This is a genomic window from Clostridium sp. 'White wine YQ' (genome assembly GCF_028728205.1).
Classification (GTDB): domain Bacteria; phylum Bacillota; class Clostridia; order Clostridiales; family Clostridiaceae; genus Clostridium_T.
Genome location: NZ_JAQYUU010000001.1, coordinates 419,177 through 443,663 on the forward strand (window position 1 = coordinate 419,177; position 24,487 = coordinate 443,663).

The 24,487-nt window shown below is 29.6% G+C and carries 27 protein-coding genes and 1 riboswitch; of the genes, 17 read left to right on the forward strand and 10 right to left on the reverse strand.

The features are described 5' to 3' along the window. Positions 1 to 43: 43 nt before the first annotated feature. Entirely contained in the window at positions 44 to 670 is a 627-nt protein-coding gene (locus PTZ02_RS01945; protein ID WP_274226144.1) for a hypothetical protein, read from the forward strand. Then, entirely contained in the window at positions 552 to 2,216 is a 1,665-nt protein-coding gene (locus PTZ02_RS01950) for a B12-binding domain-containing radical SAM protein (protein ID WP_274228052.1), read from the forward strand. The genes PTZ02_RS01945 and PTZ02_RS01950 overlap by 119 nt, the downstream gene beginning before the upstream one ends. A gap of 79 nt (positions 2,217 to 2,295) precedes the next feature. On the opposite strand, the gene PTZ02_RS01955 is transcribed toward PTZ02_RS01950, so the two are convergent. Next, positions 2,296 to 2,502: a hypothetical protein gene (locus tag PTZ02_RS01955; protein ID WP_274226145.1), complete on the reverse strand. Its 207-nt coding sequence runs from the start codon at positions 2,500 to 2,502 to the stop codon at positions 2,296 to 2,298. Between the two features lie 104 nt (positions 2,503 to 2,606). Beyond that, on the reverse strand, positions 2,607 to 3,083 hold the full coding sequence (locus PTZ02_RS01960; protein WP_274226146.1) for a hypothetical protein: 477 nt from the start codon (positions 3,081 to 3,083) through the stop codon (positions 2,607 to 2,609). 587 nt (positions 3,084 to 3,670) lie between these two features. Between PTZ02_RS01960 and PTZ02_RS01965 the strand changes: the two genes are divergently transcribed. Next, entirely contained in the window at positions 3,671 to 4,624 is a 954-nt protein-coding gene (locus PTZ02_RS01965; RefSeq protein ID WP_274226147.1) for an MraY family glycosyltransferase, read from the forward strand. 93 nt (positions 4,625 to 4,717) lie between these two features. Next, a complete protein-coding gene (locus tag PTZ02_RS01970) occupies positions 4,718 to 5,857 on the forward strand; it encodes a MalY/PatB family protein (RefSeq protein WP_274226148.1) in 1,140 nt (379 codons plus the stop codon). A gap of 60 nt (positions 5,858 to 5,917) precedes the next feature. Here PTZ02_RS01970 and PTZ02_RS01975 read toward each other — a convergent pair whose 3' ends face one another. Continuing rightward, positions 5,918 to 6,484 carry a hypothetical protein gene (locus tag PTZ02_RS01975; protein ID WP_274226149.1) on the reverse strand — a complete coding sequence of 189 codons (567 nt, stop codon included), beginning with the start codon at positions 6,482 to 6,484 and terminating at the stop codon, positions 5,918 to 5,920. A 101-nt stretch (positions 6,485 to 6,585) separates the two neighbouring features. Further along, a riboswitch (SAM riboswitch) is annotated at positions 6,586 to 6,695 on the forward strand. Between the two features lie 77 nt (positions 6,696 to 6,772). On the opposite strand from PTZ02_RS01975, the gene metF reads away from it, so the two are divergent. Together metF and PTZ02_RS01985 are read left to right on the forward strand one after the other, a co-directional pair. Then, on the forward strand, positions 6,773 to 7,660 hold the full coding sequence (gene metF, locus PTZ02_RS01980; protein WP_274226150.1) for a methylenetetrahydrofolate reductase [NAD(P)H]: 888 nt from the start codon (positions 6,773 to 6,775) through the stop codon (positions 7,658 to 7,660). 14 nt (positions 7,661 to 7,674) lie between these two features. Then, complete coding sequence (locus PTZ02_RS01985; protein ID WP_274226151.1) at positions 7,675 to 8,130, forward strand: S-ribosylhomocysteine lyase; 456 nt, start codon at positions 7,675 to 7,677, stop codon at positions 8,128 to 8,130. 45 nt (positions 8,131 to 8,175) lie between these two features. On the opposite strand, the gene PTZ02_RS01990 is transcribed toward PTZ02_RS01985, so the two are convergent. Continuing rightward, entirely contained in the window at positions 8,176 to 8,682 is a 507-nt protein-coding gene (locus tag PTZ02_RS01990; protein ID WP_274226152.1) for a hypothetical protein, read from the reverse strand. Continuing rightward, a complete protein-coding gene (locus tag PTZ02_RS01995) occupies positions 8,675 to 8,905 on the reverse strand; it encodes a helix-turn-helix transcriptional regulator (RefSeq protein ID WP_274226153.1) in 231 nt (76 codons plus the stop codon). Before PTZ02_RS01995 ends, PTZ02_RS01990 begins: the two co-directional genes overlap by 8 nt. A 167-nt stretch (positions 8,906 to 9,072) precedes the next feature. On the opposite strand from PTZ02_RS01995, the gene PTZ02_RS02000 reads away from it, so the two are divergent. From PTZ02_RS02000 to PTZ02_RS02050, 11 genes are all read left to right on the forward strand, one after another. Further along, positions 9,073 to 9,222, forward strand: coding sequence for a hypothetical protein (locus tag PTZ02_RS02000; RefSeq protein WP_202767698.1), 150 nt, complete (start codon positions 9,073 to 9,075; stop codon positions 9,220 to 9,222). Between the two features lie 159 nt (positions 9,223 to 9,381). Next, positions 9,382 to 10,104, forward strand: a complete 723-nt coding sequence (locus PTZ02_RS02005; protein WP_274226154.1) for a hypothetical protein — start codon at positions 9,382 to 9,384, stop codon at positions 10,102 to 10,104. A gap of 164 nt (positions 10,105 to 10,268) precedes the next feature. Continuing rightward, positions 10,269 to 10,754, forward strand: coding sequence for a peptide deformylase (def, locus tag PTZ02_RS02010; protein ID WP_274226155.1), 486 nt, complete (start codon positions 10,269 to 10,271; stop codon positions 10,752 to 10,754). A 138-nt stretch (positions 10,755 to 10,892) separates the two neighbouring features. Then, positions 10,893 to 13,178, forward strand: coding sequence for an RNA polymerase recycling motor HelD (gene helD / locus PTZ02_RS02015; protein ID WP_274226156.1), 2,286 nt, complete (start codon positions 10,893 to 10,895; stop codon positions 13,176 to 13,178). A gap of 90 nt (positions 13,179 to 13,268) precedes the next feature. Continuing rightward, on the forward strand, positions 13,269 to 14,441 hold the full coding sequence (locus tag PTZ02_RS02020) for an FprA family A-type flavoprotein (protein ID WP_274226157.1): 1,173 nt from the start codon (positions 13,269 to 13,271) through the stop codon (positions 14,439 to 14,441). Positions 14,442 to 14,541: 100 nt separating this feature from the next. Beyond that, positions 14,542 to 14,799, forward strand: a complete 258-nt coding sequence (locus PTZ02_RS02025) for a DUF1292 domain-containing protein (RefSeq protein ID WP_202768111.1) — start codon at positions 14,542 to 14,544, stop codon at positions 14,797 to 14,799. 3 nt (positions 14,800 to 14,802) lie between these two features. Continuing rightward, positions 14,803 to 15,201 carry a hypothetical protein gene (locus tag PTZ02_RS02030; protein ID WP_202767693.1) on the forward strand — a complete coding sequence of 133 codons (399 nt, stop codon included), beginning with the start codon at positions 14,803 to 14,805 and terminating at the stop codon, positions 15,199 to 15,201. A 779-nt stretch (positions 15,202 to 15,980) separates the two neighbouring features. Continuing rightward, positions 15,981 to 16,163 (forward strand): DUF896 domain-containing protein, encoded by a 183-nt coding sequence (locus tag PTZ02_RS02035; protein WP_274226158.1) that lies wholly within the window; start codon positions 15,981 to 15,983, stop codon positions 16,161 to 16,163. A gap of 20 nt (positions 16,164 to 16,183) precedes the next feature. Then, entirely contained in the window at positions 16,184 to 17,092 is a 909-nt protein-coding gene (hprK, locus tag PTZ02_RS02040) for an HPr(Ser) kinase/phosphatase (protein ID WP_274226159.1), read from the forward strand. Positions 17,093 to 17,177: 85 nt separating this feature from the next. Next, the gene (locus tag PTZ02_RS02045; RefSeq protein WP_274226160.1) at positions 17,178 to 18,107 is read left to right on the forward strand and encodes a magnesium transporter CorA family protein; all 930 of its coding nucleotides are present in this window, start codon (positions 17,178 to 17,180) and stop codon (positions 18,105 to 18,107) included. 76 nt (positions 18,108 to 18,183) lie between these two features. Beyond that, on the forward strand, positions 18,184 to 19,584 hold the full coding sequence (locus PTZ02_RS02050; protein WP_274226161.1) for an aminopeptidase: 1,401 nt from the start codon (positions 18,184 to 18,186) through the stop codon (positions 19,582 to 19,584). A gap of 53 nt (positions 19,585 to 19,637) precedes the next feature. Here the strand turns inward: PTZ02_RS02050 and PTZ02_RS02055 are convergent, their stop codons facing one another. Genes PTZ02_RS02055 through PTZ02_RS02075 form a run of 5 tightly spaced genes read right to left on the reverse strand, consistent with a single transcriptional unit; the run spans position 19,638 to position 24,117 of the window. Further along, complete coding sequence (locus PTZ02_RS02055; RefSeq protein ID WP_274226162.1) at positions 19,638 to 20,342, reverse strand: ABC transporter ATP-binding protein; 705 nt, start codon at positions 20,340 to 20,342, stop codon at positions 19,638 to 19,640. Between the two features lie 2 nt (positions 20,343 to 20,344). Then, positions 20,345 to 21,103 carry an ABC transporter ATP-binding protein gene (locus PTZ02_RS02060; protein WP_274226163.1) on the reverse strand — a complete coding sequence of 253 codons (759 nt, stop codon included), beginning with the start codon at positions 21,101 to 21,103 and terminating at the stop codon, positions 20,345 to 20,347. A 3-nt stretch (positions 21,104 to 21,106) separates the two neighbouring features. Further along, complete coding sequence (locus PTZ02_RS02065; RefSeq protein ID WP_202767686.1) at positions 21,107 to 22,063, reverse strand: branched-chain amino acid ABC transporter permease; 957 nt, start codon at positions 22,061 to 22,063, stop codon at positions 21,107 to 21,109. Between the two features lie 9 nt (positions 22,064 to 22,072). Continuing rightward, positions 22,073 to 22,948: a branched-chain amino acid ABC transporter permease gene (locus tag PTZ02_RS02070; protein ID WP_274226164.1), complete on the reverse strand. Its 876-nt coding sequence runs from the start codon at positions 22,946 to 22,948 to the stop codon at positions 22,073 to 22,075. 23 nt (positions 22,949 to 22,971) lie between these two features. Then, positions 22,972 to 24,117 carry an ABC transporter substrate-binding protein gene (locus PTZ02_RS02075; protein ID WP_274226165.1) on the reverse strand — a complete coding sequence of 382 codons (1,146 nt, stop codon included), beginning with the start codon at positions 24,115 to 24,117 and terminating at the stop codon, positions 22,972 to 22,974. Positions 24,118 to 24,487: the final 370 nt, after the last annotated feature.

Consider the following 24,487-nt stretch of genomic DNA (forward strand, 5'->3'; position numbering starts at 1 on the left):
TATTATAGAAAATATATATGTAAGTATTTACCAGGAGGCTGTTATGGAGAAAACAATAGTTTTGAATCTAAAAGATATGGAACTAAAGGGTGATATATTAGATGTAGGAGGAGAAAATTACGGAGTTATTTATAATATAAAAAAATATCTAGATAGTGAAGTTGCTGTAGATTTTGTTGATGAATCTAGAGAGATTATAAACTCTAATTATGATACATGTATCCTATTTTTTTCATTAGGAAAAATAAATAATAATAAGGAAAGGCATAAATTAATGTCTGAAATTTACCCTCTTATAAAGGAGGATGGTGAACTTTATATTTGGGATATTGTAAAGAAGAAGAATGAAGTATTTAAAAATAAGATAAGAGTAATACTTCCAGAAGAGAAGACTAAGGAATTTTCTATAAAAGATAGTAATTTCCTTAAGGAATGGTCAGCGGATGAAAGTAAAAAAGTTCTTGAAAAATATTGTGATATACTAGAAACTAGAGAATGGGAAGACATATTTTTTATCAAGGCAAAGAAGAAGGGAAGAAATACAGATGAAGATATTATTAACAGCGATCAACTCAAAGTACATTCACAGCAATTTAGCGGTGAGATACTTAAAGACATTTACAGAGGACTTAAATTATCAAGGTATTATAAGGGAATTTTCAATAAATGATAAAATAGAGAGAATACTAGAAGAAATTATAAAGGAGAAGCCAGATGTAGTAGCTTTTTCTACTTATATATGGAACTTGGAATACGTTGAAAGATTGACTGAGCTTATAAAAAGAGTAGATAGAAATATTGAAATACTATTTGGAGGACCTGAAGTTACCTATGATAGTAGGCTGTTTCTAGAAGAACATAACGGAAATTATGTAATCTCTGGTGAAGGAGAAAAAACATACAGAGATTTTGTGTTGTTTAAACTTGGGGAAAAAGATATAAAAGATATTAAAGGGTTATATTATAAAGAAAATGAAAAGGTATTTTTTAATGGAGAAAGACCTTTAATGGATATGTCTGAAATTGTTTTTCCATATAAAGATAATGACAATACCATACATGATAAGATAGTTTACTATGAAGCAAGCAGAGGATGTCCATTTAGTTGTAAATATTGTCTAAGCTCAACTATTCATGGAGTAAGATTTTTACCAGCAGATAGAGTAAAAAAAGAACTTCAATTCTTCATGGATCATAAGGTTAAATTAGTTAAGTTTGTAGATAGAACCTTTAACTGTAATCATAATTTTTCAATGGATGTGTGGAGCTTCTTAATAAATTCAGATACAAATACAAGATTTCATTTTGAAATTTCAGCTGATATTTTAACTGAAGAGGAATTAAAGCTATTAAGCACAGCTCCAAAGGGAAGATTTCAATTTGAAGTAGGAGTGCAGACTACAGATAATAAGGTTTTAAATAATATAAATAGATTTGTAAATTTCAATGAAATTAAAGAAAAAGTAGAAGAAATGATGAAGCTTAAGAACATTCATCAACACTTAGATTTAATAGCAGGTCTTCCAGAAGAAGATTATGAGACCTTTAAGAAATCCTTTAATGATGTTTATGAGATAAGACCAGAAAAAGTACAATTAGGTTTTCTAAAGCTATTAAAAGGCTCATTAATGAGAGATGAAAGTGAAAAGTGGGGAATGGAGTATTCACCATATCCACCTTATGAGATCTTAAGAACTTCAGTTTTAAGTTACGATGAAGTTATAAAATTAAAAAAAGTAGAAGAGATGGTAGATAAATATTATAACTCTGAAAAGTTTTATAATATTCTTAACTTCTTTGTAAATATGTTCGAAACACCTTTTGATTTCTACTATGAGCTAGGAATGTTCTTTGAAGAGAAAGGATACTTTAACAGAAATATAGGAAATGTAGAATACTATAAGGTTTTTATAGATTTCTATACTGAAAAGCTAAGTGGAGATAAACTTCTAGAACTTAAAGAGATAATTAAGTTTGATTACCTATCCTTTAATAAGAAGAAGTGGCTTCCAGACTTCTTAAACAGAACTATAACAAAGGAAGAAGAAAAAAATGTAATGCTAGAGTATAAAGAAATATATGCAAGTAAAAGGTACCATGTAGAAAAGTTTTCAATAGACATAATGAAATACGTTAAGAATAATGAAATTGTACAAAAAGACAAATATATTATTTTCAATGAAGAAAACATGGAACATATAATTGAAGTAGGATAAACAAAAAAGTAGTAGAATAATTTATTCTGCTACTTTTTTATTAACTAAAATATATGAAGGTGTTGATAATAACTAATTTTTAATCGTCATCATCTGTATCAATTGATGTGGTTTTTGAAGACCAGTTTTTATCCTCATGAAAACTAGGAAAAAGTGATGTACTATCATCACCATCTGGCCCAGCGAATCCAACGTTTAGATTAGCAGAAGTAGATGTTCCAAGCGAATCAGTTGTTGGAGGAGAAGCAAGTGTTTTATCTTTTTTATTTGTATTACTCTTTTTCATAAAAGCACCTCCACATCTAGTATGTTCAGTTAAGAGAAAAAATATTAGATTTTAAGGAAATACATTAAAGCGTATCGATTTGGAATAATGCTACGTTTAGGACATTACTTCTTCACAACAACATCCATATTATCTTTTAAGTTAGTCTTATCAACTTCTATAAATATAACCCATTTCCATGTACCATTAAATCCACTTTTGCCATCTACTTGTGCAACTGCAGATTTTTTTAGCTTAACAGTTAAAATTTTATTGTTTATATTTATACTTTCAACATTATATTGATTCACAGAAGAAGTAGATGAAGGGATTTGCAAATATAAAACTGCTTTTTCTTTATCAGGCGACTCCATTGGAATTTCCCTTGGGTTAAAGTATTTATCCTTAAATTTTTGGAAATCCTCATTTGTCAGCATTAGAATTGTATCTTGTGGTATAGGCTTTGATTTTTCATCATTTTCACTAAAGCCAATTACTTGAGAATAAAACTCTTTAAATTGCACGCTCTTTTTCGTTGAACAGCCAACAAGAAATTGAGAGGTAATAACAAAAAGACAAATAAAGACTAATAATTTTTTCATAGTAATCCCCCATTTATTTTAGGACTTAATATTAAATACAATTAGTAACATTAAAATTTGCTCATTATATGAATATTGTACAATAGATCAAATTATTTGTAATTAAGTTACAAATATATGTGTTACAAGAAACATGAACAAAGCTGAAGTAATGCTAAGCAGACCGCGTATTTCCTTTAAATAAAGTATGTAAAAATTAAAATTAATATAAAATTACATGGATAAATATATTCTTAATAAATAAGTTACATGAGACCAATAAAAACCGAAGGAATGCTAAACATGCCGCGCATGGATGAGGTTTTTAATTGGTCGTAACTATTTGTAACTAATATTTTATTATTTTTAACATTTTCTGTGGTATTATTTTAATGACAGAGGTGTATAATTTTGAGTGACATAAGATTTATTAGAAAAAACTTTGAATATTTCAATATTTTTTTATTGTTTTAACAAGAGAATAAAATGATGAATATTGATAATAAATAGAATAAAAGATATAATTATCTTTAGTTATGTAATAAAGGGGTTATTTGTGCATATTTTGATACTTAAGATTTAGTTAACACCCTAGAAGGAGATTATATATGAAGTATGGAATAGCATTAGCATGTGCTGTATTTATAGTTTATTTAATTATTCCTGTTTTAATGAAATTATTTGTAAAATATGATTTTTTAGATAAACCAACTGAAAGAAAAAAACATAAGGAACCAATACCTCTTTGTGGAGGACTTGGGATGTTTATCGGCTTTTTCGTAATGTATTTTGTATTTGTAGGAGATTTTATTACAAAGGAAAAGATTACAGTTTTTATAGCATCTCTAAGTATTTTATTAATTGGACTAATAGACGATTTCTATAAAACAAGAGGAAAAGAATTTCCTATATATCCTAGATTTATAGTACAAATACTTGCAGCTATTTTAGTTTATAGAAGTGGAATAGCTTTTAGTGGATTTACAAATCCTTTTAATGGACAATATGTGGAATTGCACGTAGTGGTTCAATTTATTCTTACAATAACTTGGATATTTGGGGTTACTACAGTAATAAATTGGTCAGATGGTATGGATGGACTTGCAGGTAGTTTGTCTACAATATCTTCAACAACTTTATTTGTTGTAGCTCTTGCAATGAGACAGCCAGAATCAGCTATGATGTGTATTATATTAGTTGGATCTATTTTAGGTTTCTTAAAGTATAACAGACATCCAGCTAAAGTATTTATGGGAGATTCAGGCGCTAACTTTTTAGGATTTATTTTAGGGATAATTGCCTTAGATGGAGCATTTAAGCAAGCTACAGTTATGAGTTTAATAATTCCAATATTAGCATTAGGTGTACCAATCTTTGATAATTTATTTGTAATTTTTAAAAGATACGCAGAAGGTAAGCCTATATATCAAGCAGATAGGAGCCAAATACATTTTAGACTTCAAGAAAAAGGACTTACTACAAATCAAATAGTTTTATATATTTGTGCAATTAGTATGTGCTTAAGCATAATATCAATAGTGTTATTATTTGTTAAAGTTTAAAAAATAGCTAGAGTTGAGATTTACTTATATAATAAAATCTCAGCTCTAATTTTATATAAAAGACAATTATAGTATCTAAAGGGAGGAAATTCTATGAGTATTAATTTTAATGAAGATATAAAAAGATTTAATACATCTTGCTATAAATGGGACCAATACGGAGAGGACTATATTCCATTATGGGTTGCAGATATGGATTTTAAATCGCCAGATACAATAATAAAAGCCTTAAATAATAGAATTGAGCATGGTATATTTGGATATACCAAACCTGATAAAGAGCTAGTAGAAACTATAGTAGAACATTTTAAGAGGGAATATAATACAGAGATAAAAGAATCATGGATAGTATGGCTTCCAAGCATCGTGCCAACTATAAATGTAGTATGTCAGATGATTGAGGGCTCTGTAATGATAAATACACCGGTATACCCTAACATAAGAAAAGCACCTGTAAATGTTAATAGGGAAGTAATTGAAGTTCCATTAAAGAGAGAACAGGGTAAGTATACTTTTGATTTTGAAGAAATGGAAAAATCGATAAGAGAGGATACTAAACTATTTATATTATGCAATCCACATAATCCTGTAGGAAGAGTTTTTTCTAAAGAGGAGTTAGAGGATTTAGCAGAGTTTTGTGAAAGGCATGAGCTAATCCTATGTTCTGATGAAATACATTGTCAGCTTATATTTGAAGGAAAACATATTCCACTAGTGTCACTTGGAGATAAAGTATCTCAAGGTATAACTCTTATGAGCCCAGGAAAAACATATAATCTTCCTGGAATACCAATAGCCTTTGGGGTTATACCAAACACAGAATTAAGAAAAAAGTTTCTTAGAGCATCAGAAGGATTGCTACCGCATCCAGGAGTTTTAAACTATGTTGTATGTAAAGAAGCATATAAAAATGGAGAGCCTTGGAGAAAAGAATTATTAGAATATCTAAAAGGAAATTTAGAATTTTTAGAGTGCGAATTTAAAAGCAGATTGCCAGAATTAAAATTAACTCCGGTGGAAGGAACGTATTTGCTTTGGATAGATTTTAGAGAAACAGGCATTAAGGATCCATATAAGTTTCTATATAAAAAGGCTAAAGTTATTCTTTCAGATGGAAAGGATTTTGGTGAAGAAGGATTTTTAAGGCTTAACTTTGGATGTAGAAGAGATACATTAGTTAGAGCTTTGGATAGAATTGAAAAAGCCTTGAGGGAAAATGAAAAAAATAGTTGAGATTAAATAAGGGAACTCAGCAAATACTGAATTCCCTTTATATTTAGACATAAGTTTCTGTTATTTGATTTCAGAGATAATATTTCCATCTTTGTCTAGCAGCACGTAGGTAGCAGTTGAATTTTCACTTGGAAGGTTAAATACTGCAAAATCTTTTCCATTTGATATTTCTGCTTCTTCCGTTGTTGAATTTGAGGTTATTTTGATTTTATTGACATTAGTATTTGAAAAATCTCCAAATACTATAAAGTATTTTCCTATAGTTTTAGTATTAATTTTAGTAGTTGACTCATATTGTTTAGTAGGAACAAACCTATTATAAAGGAATTTATGTCTATCAAATTCAATAATACCAGTTGAATTTTGGGACTCATAAATACCAATGATATTATCGTTTGTTGATATTATTTTATCGACTTTTATAGACTTATCATCAAATTTTTTAGAAGTAGTTTTTGTAATAGAATCTATAGGTGTATCTGTTGCAATGCTTTCACTCATAACTCCACCTAAATAAACTATGATTAATATTGATATTATTGCAAAGCTGTTTAATAGTAGTTTAATGTTTATCTTTTTTGACCCTTTAGTGCCTTCTGAATCTTTATGTTTATTTTTTTCGCTCATATATAAACCCTTCCTGTAGTTAAGTAATAAGTATATTATATCAGTATTGTAAGAATAAAAAAATATTTACAATATTATCATGATAGTGTATAATTTATTCAAACTTATCTAGAGTGGTGGAGGGACTGGCCCAATGAAACCCAGCAACCTATAAGTTATCATTTGACTTAGTGGGTGCTAATTCCTGCAGTGTTTAACTGGAAGATAAGGATATTATTTGGGGAAATCGCGTTATATAAACCTAAAGGTAATATCCTTTAGGTTTTTATTTTTTAAGGGGGTATTTATATGTTTATTAAGGATATTTTTGAGAGTAGGAAGGTAGTTTATTCTTTTGAGATCTTTCCACCAAAGACTACATCTTCACTTGAAACAATATACACAACACTAGAAAATCTTGGGGAATTAAAACCAGACTTTATATCAGTAACCTACGGAGCTGGTGGGAGTACAGTAGATAATAAAACTACACAATTATCTTCACTAATTAAGAATAAATATGGTATTGAGGCACTTGCACACTTAACCTGCATTGGATCAACAAAAGAAGATATCAATAATATTCTAAATGACTTGAAGAAGAATAATATTAATAATATCCTTGCACTTAGAGGAGATATTCCAATAGGTCAAACTAATAATGGGGAATTTTCCTATGCTTATGAATTAGTTAATCACATTAAAGATCAAGGAGATTTTGGGGTCAGTGCTGCTTGTTATCCAGAAGGGCATATAGAATGCAGGAATTTAGAGCTTGATATAGAGAGACTTAAGCAAAAGGTAGATAATGGTGCTGAACACTTAGTTTCTCAGTTGTTTTTTAATAATGAAATATTTTATAATTTTCTTGATAGAGCAGATAAAGAAGGAATCAATGTTCCTATTGAAGCAGGAATAATGCCAGTAGTGAATAAAAAGCAAATCGAGAGAATTAGCAGCCTTTGTGGTGCGCAGTTACCAGCTAAATTCTTAAGAATGATGGACAAATATGAGCATAACCCTGAAGCTTTAAGAGATGCAGGAATAGCATATGCAGTAGAGCAGATAGTTGATCTATTATCATCAGGAGTTAGGGGTATACACTTATATACAATGAATAATCCATTAGTAGCAAGAAGAATAACAGAAAATATAGGAACTATAATTACTACATTAAATGAAAAGGCAGTTATTTAAAAGGAGGAAACAAAATGGAAAAAGTAGAAAGTTTTGAGTTAGATCATAGAATAGTAAAGGCACCTTATATTAGAAAAGCTAAGACTCTAGATGGTAGTTTAGGGGACAAGGTAACTAAATTCGATTTAAGATTTACACAACCTAATAAGGAAGCTATCCCAACAGCTTCAATTCATGGATTAGAACATCTTTTAGCAGGTCTTTTAAGAGAAGAATTAGATGGAATAATTGATTTATCTCCAATGGGATGCAGAACAGGATTCTATCTAATAGTTTGGGGAGATAGAGAACCTGTAGAAGTTAAACCAGCTTTAGAAGCAGCACTTAAAAAAGTATTAGTTGCAGATGAGATTCCAGCAAGAAATGAAATTCAATGTGGTAACTATAGAGATCTATCACTTTTTGGTGCAAAAGAATATGCTAAAAAAGTTTTAGAAACTGGTTTTTCTCTAAATGTATTCGGTGAATAAATAATATAGAGACTTAAGGTATTTAAATGCCTTAAGTCTTTTATTTTAAAATATTTTATTCTTTTTTAAGAAAGCTAAAATATATAGAACAATGGACAAGGAAATGTATGCAGTAATTCCTAATATACTTTTTAAGTATAGAGCATATGAATTGCTATTTATATAAATCGCAAAGAAAACAAAAGCCAACAATAAAAATGAAAATATATATAATGATGCTCTAATACTGTTTTTATTTGTTTTACTTATTTTAATTAATTTAGGAAAACTCAAATCTGTTTTCGTTTTTATTTGATAACTTAATAAAAGAATAAGTGAACTTGAAATAAGAATCCAACCTATCTCTTTTACGTCAAATGTTTGGACTGAGTGAATTAACTTATTAGTTATAGTAAGTCCAAAAATAAAAATTGTAAATAAACATGTAAGTTTAAGAGAATCAAGGAAAGCTTGGGTTTCTCTCTCATCTTTTTCTTTAATAAATAACTCTACAGCAAAGTTAACTATAATACAAATAATTGCTAGTCCTATGATTATTAAATACTTATTCATCTTCCACATCCTCCTGTAATAATTCAAAGATATCATCAACTCTTTTATCAAAATATTGAGCTATTTTAAAGGCTAATTTTAATGATGGATTAAAGGTTCCACGTTCAATTTCTAGTATTGTTCCTCTAGACACATCTACATCTTCTGCAAGCTTTTCTTGTGTTATATTTTTTTCAGCTCTTAAAACCTTCAAATTAGTTTTGAATATTTTAGACTTAGCCATTTTTAGTTACCTCCGGTAAGTTTTGGTATAAATTGATTGTATTATATATAATATAAAATGTCAAATATATAATACATTTTGTGTGATATAAATAACATTAAATTTTGAATTATAAAATTCTAATTATTGAGAAAAATAAATCTGAGAAATAATAAAGGAGTGATTGTATGCTTAATGAGAAGGAAAAAGAATTATATAAAATAGCAAAAGAAAAAATAATAGCAGGTGAGAGTTGGGATAAAATAATGGAAGAAACCCATTTAAGATTAAAAGATTTAAAAAGAATACAAAGGGATGAAATAGATCCACATTTTTAATTTTTGAACATAAGTAATAGCCTAGGTAATATTTAGTTTACCTAGGCTATAATTTTATATAATACAAAAATCATATTAAGAAAAACTTAAGGTGATATATATAATTTTATTAAGAAAATAGAACTATTATAAATATATAAAGTAAAGGAGGTAATTAATATGAAAAGTAAGGGCAAGGCATTTATATACTCCCTATTACCGGGAGGTGGTCATTTTTACTTAGGTCTTTATAATAGAGGAATAATATTTTTATTAAGTACAATGGTTTTATCCATAGGTGGCAGAGAGCACGGATTCGGTAATTATAATTTTTTCGGAGGAATAAATAATCTATTTGATCATTTTGCATTTATTGTGTGGGTATTTTCAGCAGTGGATGCATTTATGTCTGCAGACTATATAAATAGAGGAATTATTAATTTAGAAGAGGAAACTAAATTCTCACAAAGAAATAAAAATTTATTAGGAGTAATACTTTCGATTATTCCAGGTTTCGGACATATTTATGAAGGTTATACTGATAAGGGTATGAAACTATTTATTACATTTCTAGCAGGTATATTCATAAATGGACTTTTAAACATGCAATTAGTAAATACATTGATTTTATTACTATCAGTATTTTCAGTCTTAGATTTACTTGCACTTAGAGAGGGGAAAAGCTTTGGATTCTTTGAAGGAGAGTCAAAAGAATTTAAGCTGTTTTTTAAGATAGTTGGAGTTGTACTTATATTCTTCGGAATATCTGAGGCTCTTCAAAATGCTGGATTCTACTTTGCAGACTTTGGGTATAATTATATATTTAACACTATATCAGTATTTATTAAAGCAGCAATATTTATTGTTATTGGTTTAATAGTTATATATAAAACAAGAAAATAATAAATATTATATAGAATGGCCTTCATAGTAAATTATGAAGGTCTTTACTATTTATTGAGAAAAGTTAAATCCACAAAATGCTACACAGTTTTATTATAAAGTTAATGCAAAAATCATGATTTTATGCAATAATAGTATTGTAAATAACCGAAAGGAGAATTGTGATGGCAGTTAGAAAAATTGTGCAACTAGGTGATGAACATTTAAAAAAAGTTTGTGAACCAGTAAAAGAAATAAATGAAGAAATTGATGAATTAATTCAAGACTTAAGGGATACTCTAGCAACTGTAGATGGGGTAGGATTAGCAGCACCACAAATTGCAGTAAATAAAAGAGTAGTATATATAGATTTAAGAGATGGAGAATCTGAACCAGTAGTACTTATAAATCCAGAGATACTAGAACAAGATGGTAAAGAAGTTGATTCTGAAGGATGCTTAAGTTACGTTGGATATGAAGGATTAGTTGAAAGACCAACTAGAGTTGTAGTTCAAGCTTATGACGAAGATGGAAATCTAATGGAATATGAAGCAGAAGGATTTTTAGCAAGATGTTTCTGCCATGAAATTGACCATTTAGATGGAATCATGTATGTTGATAAAGCTACAGAAGTTTACGAATTAGAAGAAGAAGAGGATTCAGAAGAATAGTTTGACAACCATTATTAGTGGTTGTATAATTTTGGTAGTAAATTATTAAATGAATTTATAAATAAACTTAGCCTAAGGCTAAGTTTATTTTCTTTAATAGTTAAGAAAGTAGAGTTACATTGAGAGGATGGTGATAGTATGCATAATGAATTTGATTATGAAGTTGAAGTTCTTCAGGAGAAAAAGAATAGGATCAACATTGAAATAGAGAGAAAAGTTAATGAAGAAGAGGGTTTTAAAACAAAAATTTCGGATTTAAAGAAAGCTTCAAGAGGAAGTTATAGCTTAGAGCTTGAGAATACAAAAATAATATATGATATAGTAAGTAAAAATCTTAAAAATTATTCAGAGGCTACAGAAAATCCTTATTTCGGAAGAATCGATTTTAAAGAAGATAAAAGAATGCCAGAAAATTTCTATATAGGAAAGTATGGTATATACGATTCAAAAGATGGGGAAGAGATAGTAATTGACTGGAGAGCACCTATTGCAGACCTTTACTATAGTGGTACACAAGGAGAAGCATACTATAGATCACCAGTTGGTGTAATAAACGGAAAGCTTCAATTGAAAAGAAAGTTCTTAATCAAAGATGGTGAACTTAAAGATATATTTGATGAAGGAATAAATGAAATAATTTTAAAAGGTGAAACTGCAGATGAAGAAAATGAATTAGTAGATGAATTTCTTAAAATAAATCTTGAAGAAAGTGCAGGAAGTAAGCTTAAGGAAGTAGTTGCTACAATTCAAAAAGAACAAAACGACATTATAAGAGCACCGCTTAATTTTCCACTGATTGTACAAGGTTCAGCAGGTTCAGGGAAAACTACAGTAGCACTTCATAGACTTGCGTATTTAGTTTATAGATATAATGAGAAGATAAAAGGGGAAGATATATTAGTATTAGCACCAAATAAATTGTTCCTAGATTATATATCTGAAATACTTCCTAATCTAGGTACTTATGAAGTTAATCAAAAAACTTTTCCTATTCTAGGGAAAGAATTTTTAGGATTAAAGGGTAAGATTTATACAAGAGACGAAAAGCTAAGGGAAATACTAGAAGGGGATAGTGAAAGAGCTAAATATTTAAAAAACATTAGTAAAATAAAAGGCTCAATACTATTTAAAACTATATTAGATAGATTAATTACCATTTGGGAAAGGGATTCACAAAATCTAGAGGATATTAAAATTCAGGGATTTACTCTTTATGGAGCTAATGAAATTAAAAGATTATACTTTAAAGATTTGGTACATTTCCCGGTAAATAAAAGGATAGAAGAGATACATAAATATTTTAATAAAAAGCTTGATAATACACTGCTTAGAGTATATGAGCAGCTTGATCTTTTCTATAATTTAAAGATAAATAAAATTAAAAAGAACGAAGAAGATTCACTAGATAGAAGAAAGAAACTAATAGAAATATACGATGAGAGAGATGAGAAAAAGAAAAATCTTAGAAATGAAGCTATTTCAAAATTAAAAGAGTATTTCGAGGCTTGGAATAGTCAAAGTGGAGAAGGACTTTATTATAGATTGTTTGAGGAAGACGAAATATTTGAAGAAGCTACTGGTGAAAAGATTCCTAAAAACTTAGAAAAATTTATGAGAGAAGAAGTTTTAAGTAATAGGGAAAAAGAAATAATAGATGAAGATGATATTGCAGCTCTTTTATATTTAAAGCTTAAAACTGAAGGAATTAAGGATGAGAATAAATATAAACATATAGTAATTGATGAGGCGCAAGATTATTCTCCGTTAATGTTTCATGTAACTAAAATGATGTGCCAAGGAAGTTCTATGACTATAGTTGGGGATTTAGGACAAGGAATATATAGCTATAAAGGAATTAACAATTGGGAAACCTTAATTGAAGATATTTTTAATGGAGAATGTACCTTTATATCATTAAGTCAAAGCTATAGAAGTACTATGGAAATAATTGATGTTGCAAATATTGTTTTAAATAAGCAATTAAATGCTCCAAAGCCGGCAAAGGCAGTAATTAGAAGTGGACCAGTTCCGGAAATAATTGAATATAATAATTTCAAAGACTTGGCTAAGAATATTGATGAAAAGGTAGAAGAAATAAGAAATGCAAATAAGAAATCTATTGCAATAATTTGTAAGGATTTTGAGGAATGTAAAAAGCTTAAGAGCAGAATAAAAAATTATAGTAATTTCTCCTGGGATGTTGTTAAAGAGGGGGATAAGGAGTTAAATGTAAATAATGTAATAATACCTTCATATTTAACAAAAGGATTAGAATTTGATGGTACAATACTTTTTAATGTAGATAGCAGTTTATATAAAGATACAGAGGAAGATAAAAAATTACTATATGTAGCTTTAACAAGAGCTTTGCATAGAGAAACTATCTTCTATAAAGGGGAATTAACACCATTACTAGAAGCTTAGGGAGCATTCTCCAATAGTTGTTAAAGAACTATCAATGTGATACAATTACTTTGTGTTTAAAGATGGAGTATAAGTATGGGGAGGTATAACATGTCTGTAGAAAAATTAAGAGAAAATATTTATTGGGTTGGAGTAAAAGATGCAAAACTAAGAGTGTTTGACATCATAATGGAAACTAAAAAAGGTACTACTTATAATTCATATGTAATTGATGATGAAAAAGTAGCTGTAGTAGATACAGTGAAAAATGGTTTTTATGATGAATTTAAGGAAAATCTTAGAGAAGTAATCGGAGATAAAAAGGTTGACTATGTAATAGTACAACATACAGAACTTGACCATAGCGGTTCATTAATAAAGTTAATAGAAGATTATCCAGATGTAACTGTAGTTGGGTCAAAAGCAGCTATAAATTATCTTAAAAATATTTTAAATAGAGAATTTAACTATATTGAAGCTAAGGAAGATTTATCTTTAGGAAAAACTACACTTAAATTTATTTCTGCACCAAACTTACATTGGCCAGACACTATATTTACATATGTTGAAGAATTAAACTTCTTATTCACATGTGACTTTACTGGATGTCACTATTGCCCAGCAGGAAGTATATCAGCTGCCTTTGGGGATGAATACTTTGAGGAAATGAAATATTATTTTGATTGCATAATGGGACCATTTAAGAAATTTGTAAATATGGGTTTAGATAAAATTAAGGATTTAAAGTTTGACATAATAGCACCAAGTCATGGACCAGTTCATGTTAATCATGTTCAAAAATTCTTAGATTTATATAGAGAATGGGCTAAGATTGAGGATGTAGAAAAAAACATACAAATATTCTATATTTCTGCATACGGTAATACTGAACATATGGCAAAATATCTAGCTGAGAAAATAAGCGCTAAAGGTATTAAGACCGAAGTTCATGAAATAACAGCTATGCCATTAGAAGAAGCATCAGCTTTAATTGAAAGAAGTAATGGCTTCTTAATTGGTTCACCAACAATAAATCAAGATGCAGTAAAACCATCTTGGGATTTATTAAGTTTAGTTAATCCTATAATTAACAGAGGAAAGGCAGCTGCAGCATTTGGATCTTTTGGTTGGAGTGGTGAAGGTGTGCCTATGTTAACTGAAAGATTAAAGAGCCTAAAACTTAAAGTTAACCATCCAGGATTAAAGTTTGCTTTTGTTCCATCAGATGAAGATTATAAAAATGCAGATGAGTTAGCTGAACAATTTGCTGAACTTGTAAAATAGATTTGTTTTTATTATAATGGGTAAAAAGTATATGACTTTTTACCCTTACTTTTTAATCACATAGAGAAAGGAAATGAGTATAATGGAAAATAAAGAAACAATGGAAGATAAAGAAATAATGTCCTTTAGAGACGAAGATGGAAATAAAGTTGATTTTGAGGCAATTGCAAGAATATATTTAGAAGAAAAAGAATATTTAATACTATCACCCCTAGAAGGAGATGGTAATGTTGAAGATGCCTTCATTTTTAGAGTAGATGAGGTAGAAGGAAAAGAAGAGTATAATTTTGTTGAAGATCAAAAAGAGTTTGAAGCTGTTAAAAAGGAGTATAAAAAATTACTATATCAAGGAGAATAGAAAATGGTAAGTAGTGAGATTTTAAAGTCATTAAAAGAAAAGGATTTAAGTGATATCGAAGAAATCAAATACAAAAAAGGTTTCTTGCTTGTAAAGTTTTTTTATGATTTTGATAAAGATGAATTAGCAGCAGCTAAAGCCTATGCTGATGAAGAAGAAACTTATGAGAGTGAAAGTGAAGAGTGGTACAAAGAATTATATCTACCATACCTATATGACATAGCACTAGATAATGTTGAAGAAATAATTGATGAAGTTATGGAAGAAGAGGAAGTAGAGGGACAATTTTTGGCCTATGACTTAGATATTAATAATCCTACCTATGGGGAATTTGTAGCACTATTTAATGACATTGATGAAGAAAAAGATATAGAAGAAGTTATGGATGAGTTAGGTCTTTAATATTACAGCTAAGGTTAACGACTTATGTTTTTTCTTAATTATATAATATGTACAAATGAAAACAGAAACCTTGGGTTTCTGTTTTATTATTCTTAGTAAGTGAGATAATTCAAGTATCTTATTAAATTAAAGATATATCTCGTCTAGATTAAAATCTAAGTTATGTGTAGATTACTTTGTTAATTGTTCTTTTTGTCTTTTAGCTAAGCTGTGTATCGTAAAGGAAAAGTTTTTCTTCTATTATGCTTTCTTTTATATTTTTTGTATAAACGAAGTTGTCCTTTTACTATAAGCTTGTCCAAATGTTGACTTAAGTATATAACAAAGCTATTGGTTGGAGATAAAAATTTTAATAAAAAATTTAAAAGAGTCTTTTCTAAGTTGATTCTGCGTTGAATTGTTTTTGTTTTCATTTCTTTCACCCCATCCTCTAAAATTTATACGGTGCAAAAAAAGGAAAGAAGGGCACCATATATTATATGCTTAGTCCTTATACCTATATTATACCAAATTGAAAAATATTGTAAATCAAAATTTAGCATTATTTTAATAAAAAATTGTAAATTTTATCAATATAAAGTAAATATCTTCTAAATTATACATTATATTACAAAGGTCGTAATATAAATTAATACAATTAAATATAAATTATTTATAAGTATTAAAACCAGAGGGATTTTTGTTAGTAATAATTACACTCCTGTGGTATAATTTCTTTATAGAAATTAGATATTGATTAGAGTTTAAAACACTCTAGAGATCAAAGGAGAAATTAGCAAATGAATGAAGACGCTTTAATTGCAAGAATAAATGAATTATATAAAAAAAGTAAAGAAGAAGGTCTAACAGATATAGAAAAAGAAGAGCAGGATAAACTAAGGAAAAAATATATAGAATCAGTAAAAAATAATTTTAGAGCTCAATTAAGTGGAATTAAACCAAAAAAGAAGTTTAATAATTAATATGTATGAGGGTGGTTAGCATGGAGGTTACAGTAGAAAAGCTTATCAAGGATTTTGATTTAGAGGTATTGGTTAAAGGGGAAGTTAATAAGATAATAAATGTAAGTGATATAAACAGACCAGGACTACAGCTTGCAGGATTTTATAACTACTTTGCTCCGGAACGTATTCAGGTAGTAGGTAAAGCCGAATGGAGCTTTTTAGATGATATGGGTATAGAGATTAGAAAAAAGAGATTGAATAAATTTTTTAGTTTCGATTCAACATGTTTAATTATTACAAGAGATTTAGAACCTCATAAGGAACTGGTAAGTGCGGCTGAAAAGAGTAAATCATGGTTACTTAGAAGTAATATGGTAACTACACAATTTATGAGTAAATGTACAATGTACCTTGCAGATAAGATGGCTCCAGAAACAAGACTTCATGGAGTTCTAGTTGATGTATACGGTATTGGAATATTAATAACTGGTGAAAGTGGAATTGGAAAAAGTGAAACTGCACTAGAATTAATAAAGAGGGGTCATAGAATTGTAACAGATGATGCAGTGGAGATAAGAGCAATTGATGGAGAATTAATTGGGACATCCCCTGAAATAACATTCGGAATGCTTGAAGTTAGGGGCATGGGAATTATTGATATAACTGCATTGTATGGATTAAGCTCAGTTATTCCTTCAAAAGATATAAAACTAATTATACATTTTGAACATTGGAAAGATGATGGGGATTATGAGAGATTAGGTACTAATGCAGATTATCAAGATATATTAGGTGTTGATGTTAGAAAGCTAATAGTTCCAATAAGACCAGGAAGAAATATAGCTGTAATAATTGAAGCAGCAGCAGCTAACTATAGATATTCCTTGATGTCAGATGTTACTCCAGTTGACATAATTGAAAGCAGAATGAATAAAATGAACGGATAATAATACAAGTATTTATGTAAATATAATAAAATTTCATCTTTTGGAACATAATATATATCTAGAAATATTTATTATAGGTGAGAAGATGATAATTTATGATATATCGAATAAATTCAAAGAAGTTGATAAATGGGAACAAGAAAAGAGCTTATATTGGATCATACTTCATGCAGAAGAAATTGAGGTATTGAACCTTGTACTTGACGAGGAATGTATACAAGAATGTAAGGATTTTTCACAAGAAGCTCAGATTCATTTTTACAATGATTATATTTTTATGGTATTAAATGTACTTGATATTTATGAGGAAGATATTATCTCTAAGGAGCTTAATATCTTCCTTAGTCATAATTTCATAATCACTGTGTATAAAGATAGAATACCAGTATTAGAGGAATTTATAAAAGATATAAAAAAGAATAGAAATTGTTTTATGTTAAAAGATAAAGGTAAGCCAGAAATAGTTCTATATTATATTCTAGATAGATTAATATTAAGAAACTATAATTGTATATCACTAGTTGAAGAAATGGCTGATAAGGTAGAGCTAGAGATATTAAGATCTCCTCATTCTAATCAAATAAGGGAACTTGTATTTTTAAGAGGTCAAACATACAAAATACGTAAAATACTCAACCCGTTACGATATATAGGAGATGCATTACTTGCAAATGAAAATGGAATAATTTCAGATAATTATATGATTTATTTTAAGAATATAGATAATAAAATATCAAAACTAATGAAGGCTATTGAGAATTTAACACAAGACTTGGCTATGGTAAGAGAAGCTTATGAAGCTGAAATATCAAATAAGACAAATGATTTGATGAAGGTTTTTACGGTAGTAACTACAGTGTTTCTACCATTAGAACTTATTACAGCTGTCTTTTCAATGAGCTTTGATTATATGCCTTTTAAAGAAAATAATTTTGCGTTTTTTGGAATACTTATTTTTATGGGGGGAATAGTTATAACCATGTTGTTTTATTTTAAAAAACATAGAATGTTCTAACTATAAAACATCTATTGGTTTGATATTCCATATAAATAAGTGTAAAATTATAAAAAAAGACATGGGAGGTTAGAATATGAGTAAAAAATTAAAAAAGGAATATTCCTTAGCTTGGGATAAATATTCTAAAGATGACTTAAAAAAAGTTTTTGAATTAAGTGATAGATATAAAGACTTTATATCTAAATGTAAGACTGAGAGAGAATCCGTGGATGAACTTATAGAACTTGCAGAAAATAATGGATATAGAAATTTACAAAACATAATTGATAATGGAGAAGTATTAAAGGCTGGAGATAAAGTTTATGCAAATAATATGGGTAAAACTTTAGCTTTATTTCTAATTGGTTCAGAACCTTTAGAAAAGGGATTAAGAATTCTAGGTGCTCATTTAGATTCACCTAGATTAGATTTAAAGCAAAATCCACTTTATGAAGATGGTGGGTTAGCTTTATTTGATACTCATTACTATGGTGGGGTGAAAAAATACCAGTGGGTTACCATACCACTAGCAATTCATGGAGTTTTAGTTAAAAAGGACGGAACTGTTATAAAGCTTAATGTAGGCGAAGATGAAAATGATCCAGTTGTAGGAGTATCAGATCTATTAATTCACCTTGCATCAAAACAATTAGAGAAGAAGGCAAATGTAGTAATTGAAGGTGAGGATCTTAATGTTTTAGTAGGTTCAATGCCAATAAAAGATAAGGATGCTAAAGAGAGAGTTAAAGAAAATATTTTAGCATTATTTAATGAAAAGTACGGAATAGAGGAAGAAGATTTTGTTTCAGCAGAACTAGAAATAGTCCCAGCAGGAAAAGCTAGAGACTACGGTTTAGATAGAAGTATGGTTATGGGATATGGACATGATGATAGAATATGCGCATATACAAGCTTTGAAGCTTTGATGAATATAGAAAAGACAGATAGAACTTGCGTTGCCCTATTCGTTGATAAAGAGGAAATAGGTAGTGTAGGAGCTACTGGAATGCAATCAAGATTCTTTGAAAATATTGTAGCCGAGATATTAGATAGAAAAGGTGAGTATTCAGAACTAAAGCTTAGAAGAGCATTAAATAACTCACATATGCTTTCTTCAGATGTTACAGTTGCATTTGATCCTAATTTCCCAAGTGTTGTAGAAAAGAATAACACTGCATACTTTGGAAAAGGAATTGTATTTAGTAAATACACTGGAGCAAGAGGGAAATCAGGTTCAAACGATGCAAATGCAGAATATGTAGCATATATCAGAAGAATCATGGAAAATCATAATGTAACTTGGCAAACTGGTGAGCTTGGAAAAGTTGACCAAGGTGGTGGAGGAACCATAGCATATATACTTGCTCAATACAATATGCAAGTAATAGACTGTGGAATAGCCCTTCATAATATGCATGCACCATGGGAAGTAGCTAGCAAAGCAGATATTTATGAAACTATGAGAGGATATGAAGCATTCTTAAAGGAAGCTTAAAATAATTGATAAATCCCCCTAGAATATTTAATATTCTAGGGGGATTTTATATGCTATTCTCCAAGATAAGCACTTCTAATCTTATCATCTTGTAATAGTTCTTTTGCATTACCTTCTAATACAATTGAACCAGTTTCTAAAACATAAGCTCTATCTGCTATAGACAAGGCCATATGAGCATTTTGTTCAACTAATAAGACTGTAGTTCCACCTTCATTAATTTCTTGTATTGTGTCAAAAATTCCTTTAACAACAAGAGGAGCTAATCCCATTGAAGGCTCATCAAGTAAAATCATTTCAGGTCTACACATTAAAGCTCTTCCCATAGCAAGCATTTGTTGTTCTCCACCTGATAAGGTACCAGCTCTTTGTTTAATTCTTTCTTTTAATCTAGGGAATTTAGTGAAGATTGATTCCATATCGGTAGTAATTCCCTTCTTATCTTTTCTTAAATATGCTCCAAGTTCTAGATTCTCCATTACAGTAAGCTCAGGGAAGATTTTTCTTCCTTCTGGAACATGAGAAAGGCCTAGAGAAAGTATTTTATGTGGAGCTATAGTCTTAAGAGCACTTCCTTTAAAGTTTATATCTCCAGATTTGTATGGAACCAATCCAGAAATAGCTCTAAGAGTAGAAGTTTTTCCTGCACCATTTGCACCTATTAAGGTTACTATCTCACCTTGATTTACTTCAAGAGAAATATCTTTAAGAGCGTGAATTCCTTCATAATATACATTTAAGTTATCTATCTTTAGCATGATTAAGCTCCTTCCCCAAGGTACGCTTCTATAACCTTAGGATTTCTCTTTATTTCTTCAGGTGTACCTTCTGCAATCTTTTTACCGTAATCTAGAACAGTTATCTTTTCGCAAATTCCCATTACAAGTTTCATGTCATGTTCAATTAGTAGAACAGAGATATCAAATTTGTCTTTAGTCCAGTTTATCATTTTCATAAGTTCTTGAGTTTCTTGTGGATTCATACCAGCAGCAGGTTCATCTAATAATATTAGCTTTGGATCAGCTGCAAGAGCTCTTACAATCTCAAGTCTTCTTTGTTCTCCATAGGAAAGATTCTTTGCTAATTCATCCTTCTTTGAATCAAGGTCAAAATATGATAAATATTCTAATGCTTGAGCTTCTATTTCCTTTTCTTCTTTTATAAATCTAGGAGTTCTAAAAATAGAATCAAAAACATTATATTTAACTCTATAATTAAAACTTATTTTTATATTATCTATTACAGATAAATTTGAAAATAATCTTATATTCTGAAATGTTCTTGCTATTTTCTTTTGAGTTATATTATAAGGCTTTAGGCCGTGAATATTTTCTCCTAAATAAGCTATAGTACCTTCAGTAGGAGCATAAACTCCAGTTAAAAGGTTAAAAATTGTAGTTTTACCTGCTCCGTTTGGACCAATTAAACCTACGATTTGCTTTTCACCTATTTCTAGAGAAAAATCAGAAACAGCTTTAAGTCCGCCAAATTGTATGGATAAGTTATCAACCTTTAACATGTGTTAGCTCTCCTTTCCTTTAGGTAATATTTTAGAAAATATTTTAAAAGATATTTCTTTAGTTCCAAGTAATCCTTGAGGTCTAAATATCATTAATACTATTAATGCAATAGGATAGATGATATTCTTTAAGTCCTTTAACCCTCTTAAGTACTCTGGTAAGAATGTTAATATAATGGTTGCGAGTACTGAGCCTGATAAAGATCCCATTCCACCTAATACCACGAAAGTTAATATTTCTATTGACTTCATAAAGTCGAAGGATTGAGGTTGAATGAACATAGTATTATGTGCAAGAAGTCCGCCAGCAACACCAGCAAAGAATGCAGCTATGATAAATGCCATAACTTTATATTTAAAGGTGTTAACTCCCATAGCTTCAGCAGCAATTTCATTTTCTCTAATTGAGATCATTGCTCTTCCTTGAGAAGAATGAATTATATTATATATAACTAAAATAGTTAAAACCATTATAATAAATGCCCAAGTAAAATCTGTGTGTTTTGGTATTCTACTTAAACCCCTAGCACCACCTACAGCTTCAGTGTTCATAATTATTCCTTTAATTATTTCACCAAAGGCTAAGGTTGCAATAGCAAAGTAGTCTCCTTTTAATTTTAGAGTAGGAATACCAATAACAAGAGATAGTAGTCCTGCAACCAATCCACCAACTAATAATACAACAATAAATGGAAGCTTATAGTGAATTGATAAATAAGCTGAAACATATGCACCAATTACCATAAACCCGGCATGTCCTAATGCTAGCTGTCCGGTAAATCCAACAACTAAATTTAATGATGCCGCTAAAATTATATTAATACATACAAGTATTATGATTCCGCCATAATAAGAGTTAATAATATGATTTTTCATTAAAATAGAAAGTACAAAATAGGTTACTATTAAAGAAACTAATATGATAATAGGTTTTAATTTTGAGTTTATATTATTCTTCATATTTTTCACCTACACTTTCTCTTTAGTCTTGTCCCCAAGTAAACCAGTAGGTTTAAATAGAAGAACAATTATTAATAATCCAAAAGCTATAGCATCTGATAAAGATGTTGAAATATATGCTTTTGTTAGGGTTTCAGATATTCCCATAACTATTCCACCAAGTAATGCACCTGGTATGCTTCCTATTCCTCCAACAACAGCTGCAACGAAAGCCTTTAGACCAGGCATCATTCCCATATAAGGATCAACACTTGGATAAGCTATTGCAACTAAAACACCTGCAATTCCAGCTAGAGCAGAACCTATAGCAAAGGTAAGAGAAATAATATTATTAACGTTTATTCCCATTAGGGAGGCAGCTTCCATATCTTGAGAAGCTGCTCTCATAGCTTTTCCAACCTTTGTTTTATATATTATATATTGAAGGAGTAATACAAGTAACGCAGATACCCCAAGCATTAATAGTATTTTCCCGTTTATGTGTAGTGAACCAATATTTATAGTTCCTACTGGAAATAAATCAGGGAATGGTTTTGGATCAGGACCAACTAAAAACCTCATACCATGTTCAAGTAATAGAGAAACACCAATTGCTGTAATTAAAAGTGTTATTCTAGGTGAATTTCTTAGAGGTTTATAAGCAACCTTCTCGATTATAATACCTAGTAATGCTGCAGCTAACATTGACACAATTAAAGTTGGTATCAATGATAAGCCTAATTTTGTTGAGGCATAGAAGCCTGCAAAGGCTCCTGCCATAAAAATATCTCCGTGAGCAAAATTAATAAGCTTTATTATACCGTATACCATTGTATAACCTATAGCAAGGAGGGCATACACACTACCTAATGCCAAGCCATTTATTAATTGTTGTAAAAGCTCCATATTATACTCCTCCTAATGTAATATTAAGGTTGAACCTTATCTACTAAAGTCTTCTTATCTCCATCTACTTTAATAATTACTGCTCCTTTAACTGCAGTTCTGTCAGCATCGAAAGTAACTTTTCCAGTAACTACTTGTAGATCTGTTTTTAATAATTGTTCTCTTATTTTATCTCCATCAGTTGAATTAGCTGCTTCGATTGCTTTAACTAAAATCTTAGCTGAATCATATGCTAATGCAGCAAATGCATCTGGATCCTTGCTGAATTTCTTTTTGTAAGCACTAACAAAATCAGAAACATTTTTATCAGTATCTTGAGTGTAATAGTGATTTAAGTAAAGAGCTCCATTTACAGCTGTTCCACCTATCTTAGTAAGATCTTGAGATTCCCAGCCATCTCCACCTAATAATTGAGCATTTATTCCCATATCTTTTGCTTGTTTAGCAATAAGACCAACAACATTATAGTAATCAGGAAGAACTAAAACGTCTGGGTTAGAAGCCTTGATTTTTGTTAACTGTGCATTGAAGTCTTTATCACTGTCATTGTAAGTTAAGAATTCAGCTACAGTACCACCATTTTTCTCAAGTTCAGCTTTGTATGCATCAGCTATACCCTTAGAGTAGTCAGATGCAACGTTATATAATACAGCTGCCTTTTTCTTCTTTAATGTATCAGTAGTATATTTAGCAAGGATTTTACCTTGATATGAGTCTATAAAACATCCTCTAAATACAAAATCTCCACCGTCTTTAGTTATGTTTGGCTCAGTTGAAGATGGTGTAATCATTGGAATTGATTTTGATGTAGCTAAAGGTCCTACAGCTTTAGAAGCACCAGATGTTACAGCACCTAGAATTGCAGTAACCCCTTCATCATCTACAAGTTTATTGAAAGCTTGTATAGCTTTATTTGGATCAGCTTCATCATCTTCAAATACGAATTGTACTTTCTTGCCGTTAATTCCACCAGCATTATTAATTTCGTCTTGATATAGCTCGGCCCCTTCTTTAACAGATTGACCGTATGTGGAAGCCTTACCAGTTAAAGGACCAATTCCACCTATCTTAATAGTGTCTCCACCTTCTGATTTTTTGGATGAACATCCAGTAAACGCTGCAGCAACTACCAAAGTAGCCATTACAGTTGCAAGAATCTTTTTCTTCATAAATAAATCCCCCTTAAGTTTTAAAATTTCAATTTGATAAATTATCAACAAAATCAATGTAAGTTGATTAATTAAATAAATATATTTAAAAATCGTTATTGATATATTAACACAATGCTTATTAAATTACAATATGATATTTTTAAATATTTTCAGAATAATATTAAAATTTGCATAATAAAAATGTTGTATTTTATATAAGCGTTTACTATAGGGTTTTAAGTTCAACTAATAACTATTCATGCCTGAAAATGTCTAGAAACTGACATTTTCAAACAAGAATAAGTTAAGTTTCCTATAGAAAACCCTATGTTTTCACCTACGTAAGCTTATGTGAATATTATATAAGGAAAAGAAAATATCAAAGGAG

What these genes read in the sequence shown, in the direction of transcription:
- PTZ02_RS02005 (WP_274226154.1), top strand. Translation starts at nt 9,382, where the DNA reads ATGAAAAGTAAGGGCAAGGCATTTATATACTCCCTATTACCGGGAGGT.
- PTZ02_RS01995 (WP_274226153.1), bottom strand. Translation starts at nt 8,905, where the DNA reads ATGGCTAAGTCTAAAATATTCAAAACTAATTTGAAGGTTTTAAGAGCT.
- helD (WP_274226156.1), top strand. Translation starts at nt 10,893, where the DNA reads ATGCATAATGAATTTGATTATGAAGTTGAAGTTCTTCAGGAGAAAAAG.
- PTZ02_RS02060 (WP_274226163.1), bottom strand. Translation starts at nt 21,103, where the DNA reads ATGTTAAAGGTTGATAACTTATCCATACAATTTGGCGGACTTAAAGCT.
- PTZ02_RS01945 (WP_274226144.1), top strand. Translation starts at nt 44, where the DNA reads ATGGAGAAAACAATAGTTTTGAATCTAAAAGATATGGAACTAAAGGGT.
- PTZ02_RS02030 (WP_202767693.1), top strand. Translation starts at nt 14,803, where the DNA reads ATGGTAAGTAGTGAGATTTTAAAGTCATTAAAAGAAAAGGATTTAAGT.
- hprK (WP_274226159.1), top strand. Translation starts at nt 16,184, where the DNA reads ATGGAGGTTACAGTAGAAAAGCTTATCAAGGATTTTGATTTAGAGGTA.
- PTZ02_RS02070 (WP_274226164.1), bottom strand. Translation starts at nt 22,948, where the DNA reads ATGGAGCTTTTACAACAATTAATAAATGGCTTGGCATTAGGTAGTGTG.
- PTZ02_RS01965 (WP_274226147.1), top strand. Translation starts at nt 3,671, where the DNA reads ATGAAGTATGGAATAGCATTAGCATGTGCTGTATTTATAGTTTATTTA.
- PTZ02_RS02075 (WP_274226165.1), bottom strand. Translation starts at nt 24,117, where the DNA reads ATGAAGAAAAAGATTCTTGCAACTGTAATGGCTACTTTGGTAGTTGCT.
- PTZ02_RS01960 (WP_274226146.1), bottom strand. Translation starts at nt 3,083, where the DNA reads ATGAAAAAATTATTAGTCTTTATTTGTCTTTTTGTTATTACCTCTCAA.
- def (WP_274226155.1), top strand. Translation starts at nt 10,269, where the DNA reads ATGGCAGTTAGAAAAATTGTGCAACTAGGTGATGAACATTTAAAAAAA.
- PTZ02_RS01985 (WP_274226151.1), top strand. Translation starts at nt 7,675, where the DNA reads ATGGAAAAAGTAGAAAGTTTTGAGTTAGATCATAGAATAGTAAAGGCA.
- PTZ02_RS02065 (WP_202767686.1), bottom strand. Translation starts at nt 22,063, where the DNA reads ATGAAGAATAATATAAACTCAAAATTAAAACCTATTATCATATTAGTT.
- PTZ02_RS02000 (WP_202767698.1), top strand. Translation starts at nt 9,073, where the DNA reads ATGCTTAATGAGAAGGAAAAAGAATTATATAAAATAGCAAAAGAAAAA.
- PTZ02_RS01955 (WP_274226145.1), bottom strand. Translation starts at nt 2,502, where the DNA reads ATGAAAAAGAGTAATACAAATAAAAAAGATAAAACACTTGCTTCTCCT.
- metF (WP_274226150.1), top strand. Translation starts at nt 6,773, where the DNA reads ATGTTTATTAAGGATATTTTTGAGAGTAGGAAGGTAGTTTATTCTTTT.
- PTZ02_RS02020 (WP_274226157.1), top strand. Translation starts at nt 13,269, where the DNA reads ATGTCTGTAGAAAAATTAAGAGAAAATATTTATTGGGTTGGAGTAAAA.
- PTZ02_RS02035 (WP_274226158.1), top strand. Translation starts at nt 15,981, where the DNA reads ATGAATGAAGACGCTTTAATTGCAAGAATAAATGAATTATATAAAAAA.
- PTZ02_RS02050 (WP_274226161.1), top strand. Translation starts at nt 18,184, where the DNA reads ATGAGTAAAAAATTAAAAAAGGAATATTCCTTAGCTTGGGATAAATAT.
- PTZ02_RS02055 (WP_274226162.1), bottom strand. Translation starts at nt 20,342, where the DNA reads ATGCTAAAGATAGATAACTTAAATGTATATTATGAAGGAATTCACGCT.
- PTZ02_RS02025 (WP_202768111.1), top strand. Translation starts at nt 14,542, where the DNA reads ATGGAAGATAAAGAAATAATGTCCTTTAGAGACGAAGATGGAAATAAA.
- PTZ02_RS02045 (WP_274226160.1), top strand. Translation starts at nt 17,178, where the DNA reads ATGATAATTTATGATATATCGAATAAATTCAAAGAAGTTGATAAATGG.
- PTZ02_RS01970 (WP_274226148.1), top strand. Translation starts at nt 4,718, where the DNA reads ATGAGTATTAATTTTAATGAAGATATAAAAAGATTTAATACATCTTGC.
- PTZ02_RS01990 (WP_274226152.1), bottom strand. Translation starts at nt 8,682, where the DNA reads ATGAATAAGTATTTAATAATCATAGGACTAGCAATTATTTGTATTATA.
- PTZ02_RS01975 (WP_274226149.1), bottom strand. Translation starts at nt 6,484, where the DNA reads ATGAGCGAAAAAAATAAACATAAAGATTCAGAAGGCACTAAAGGGTCA.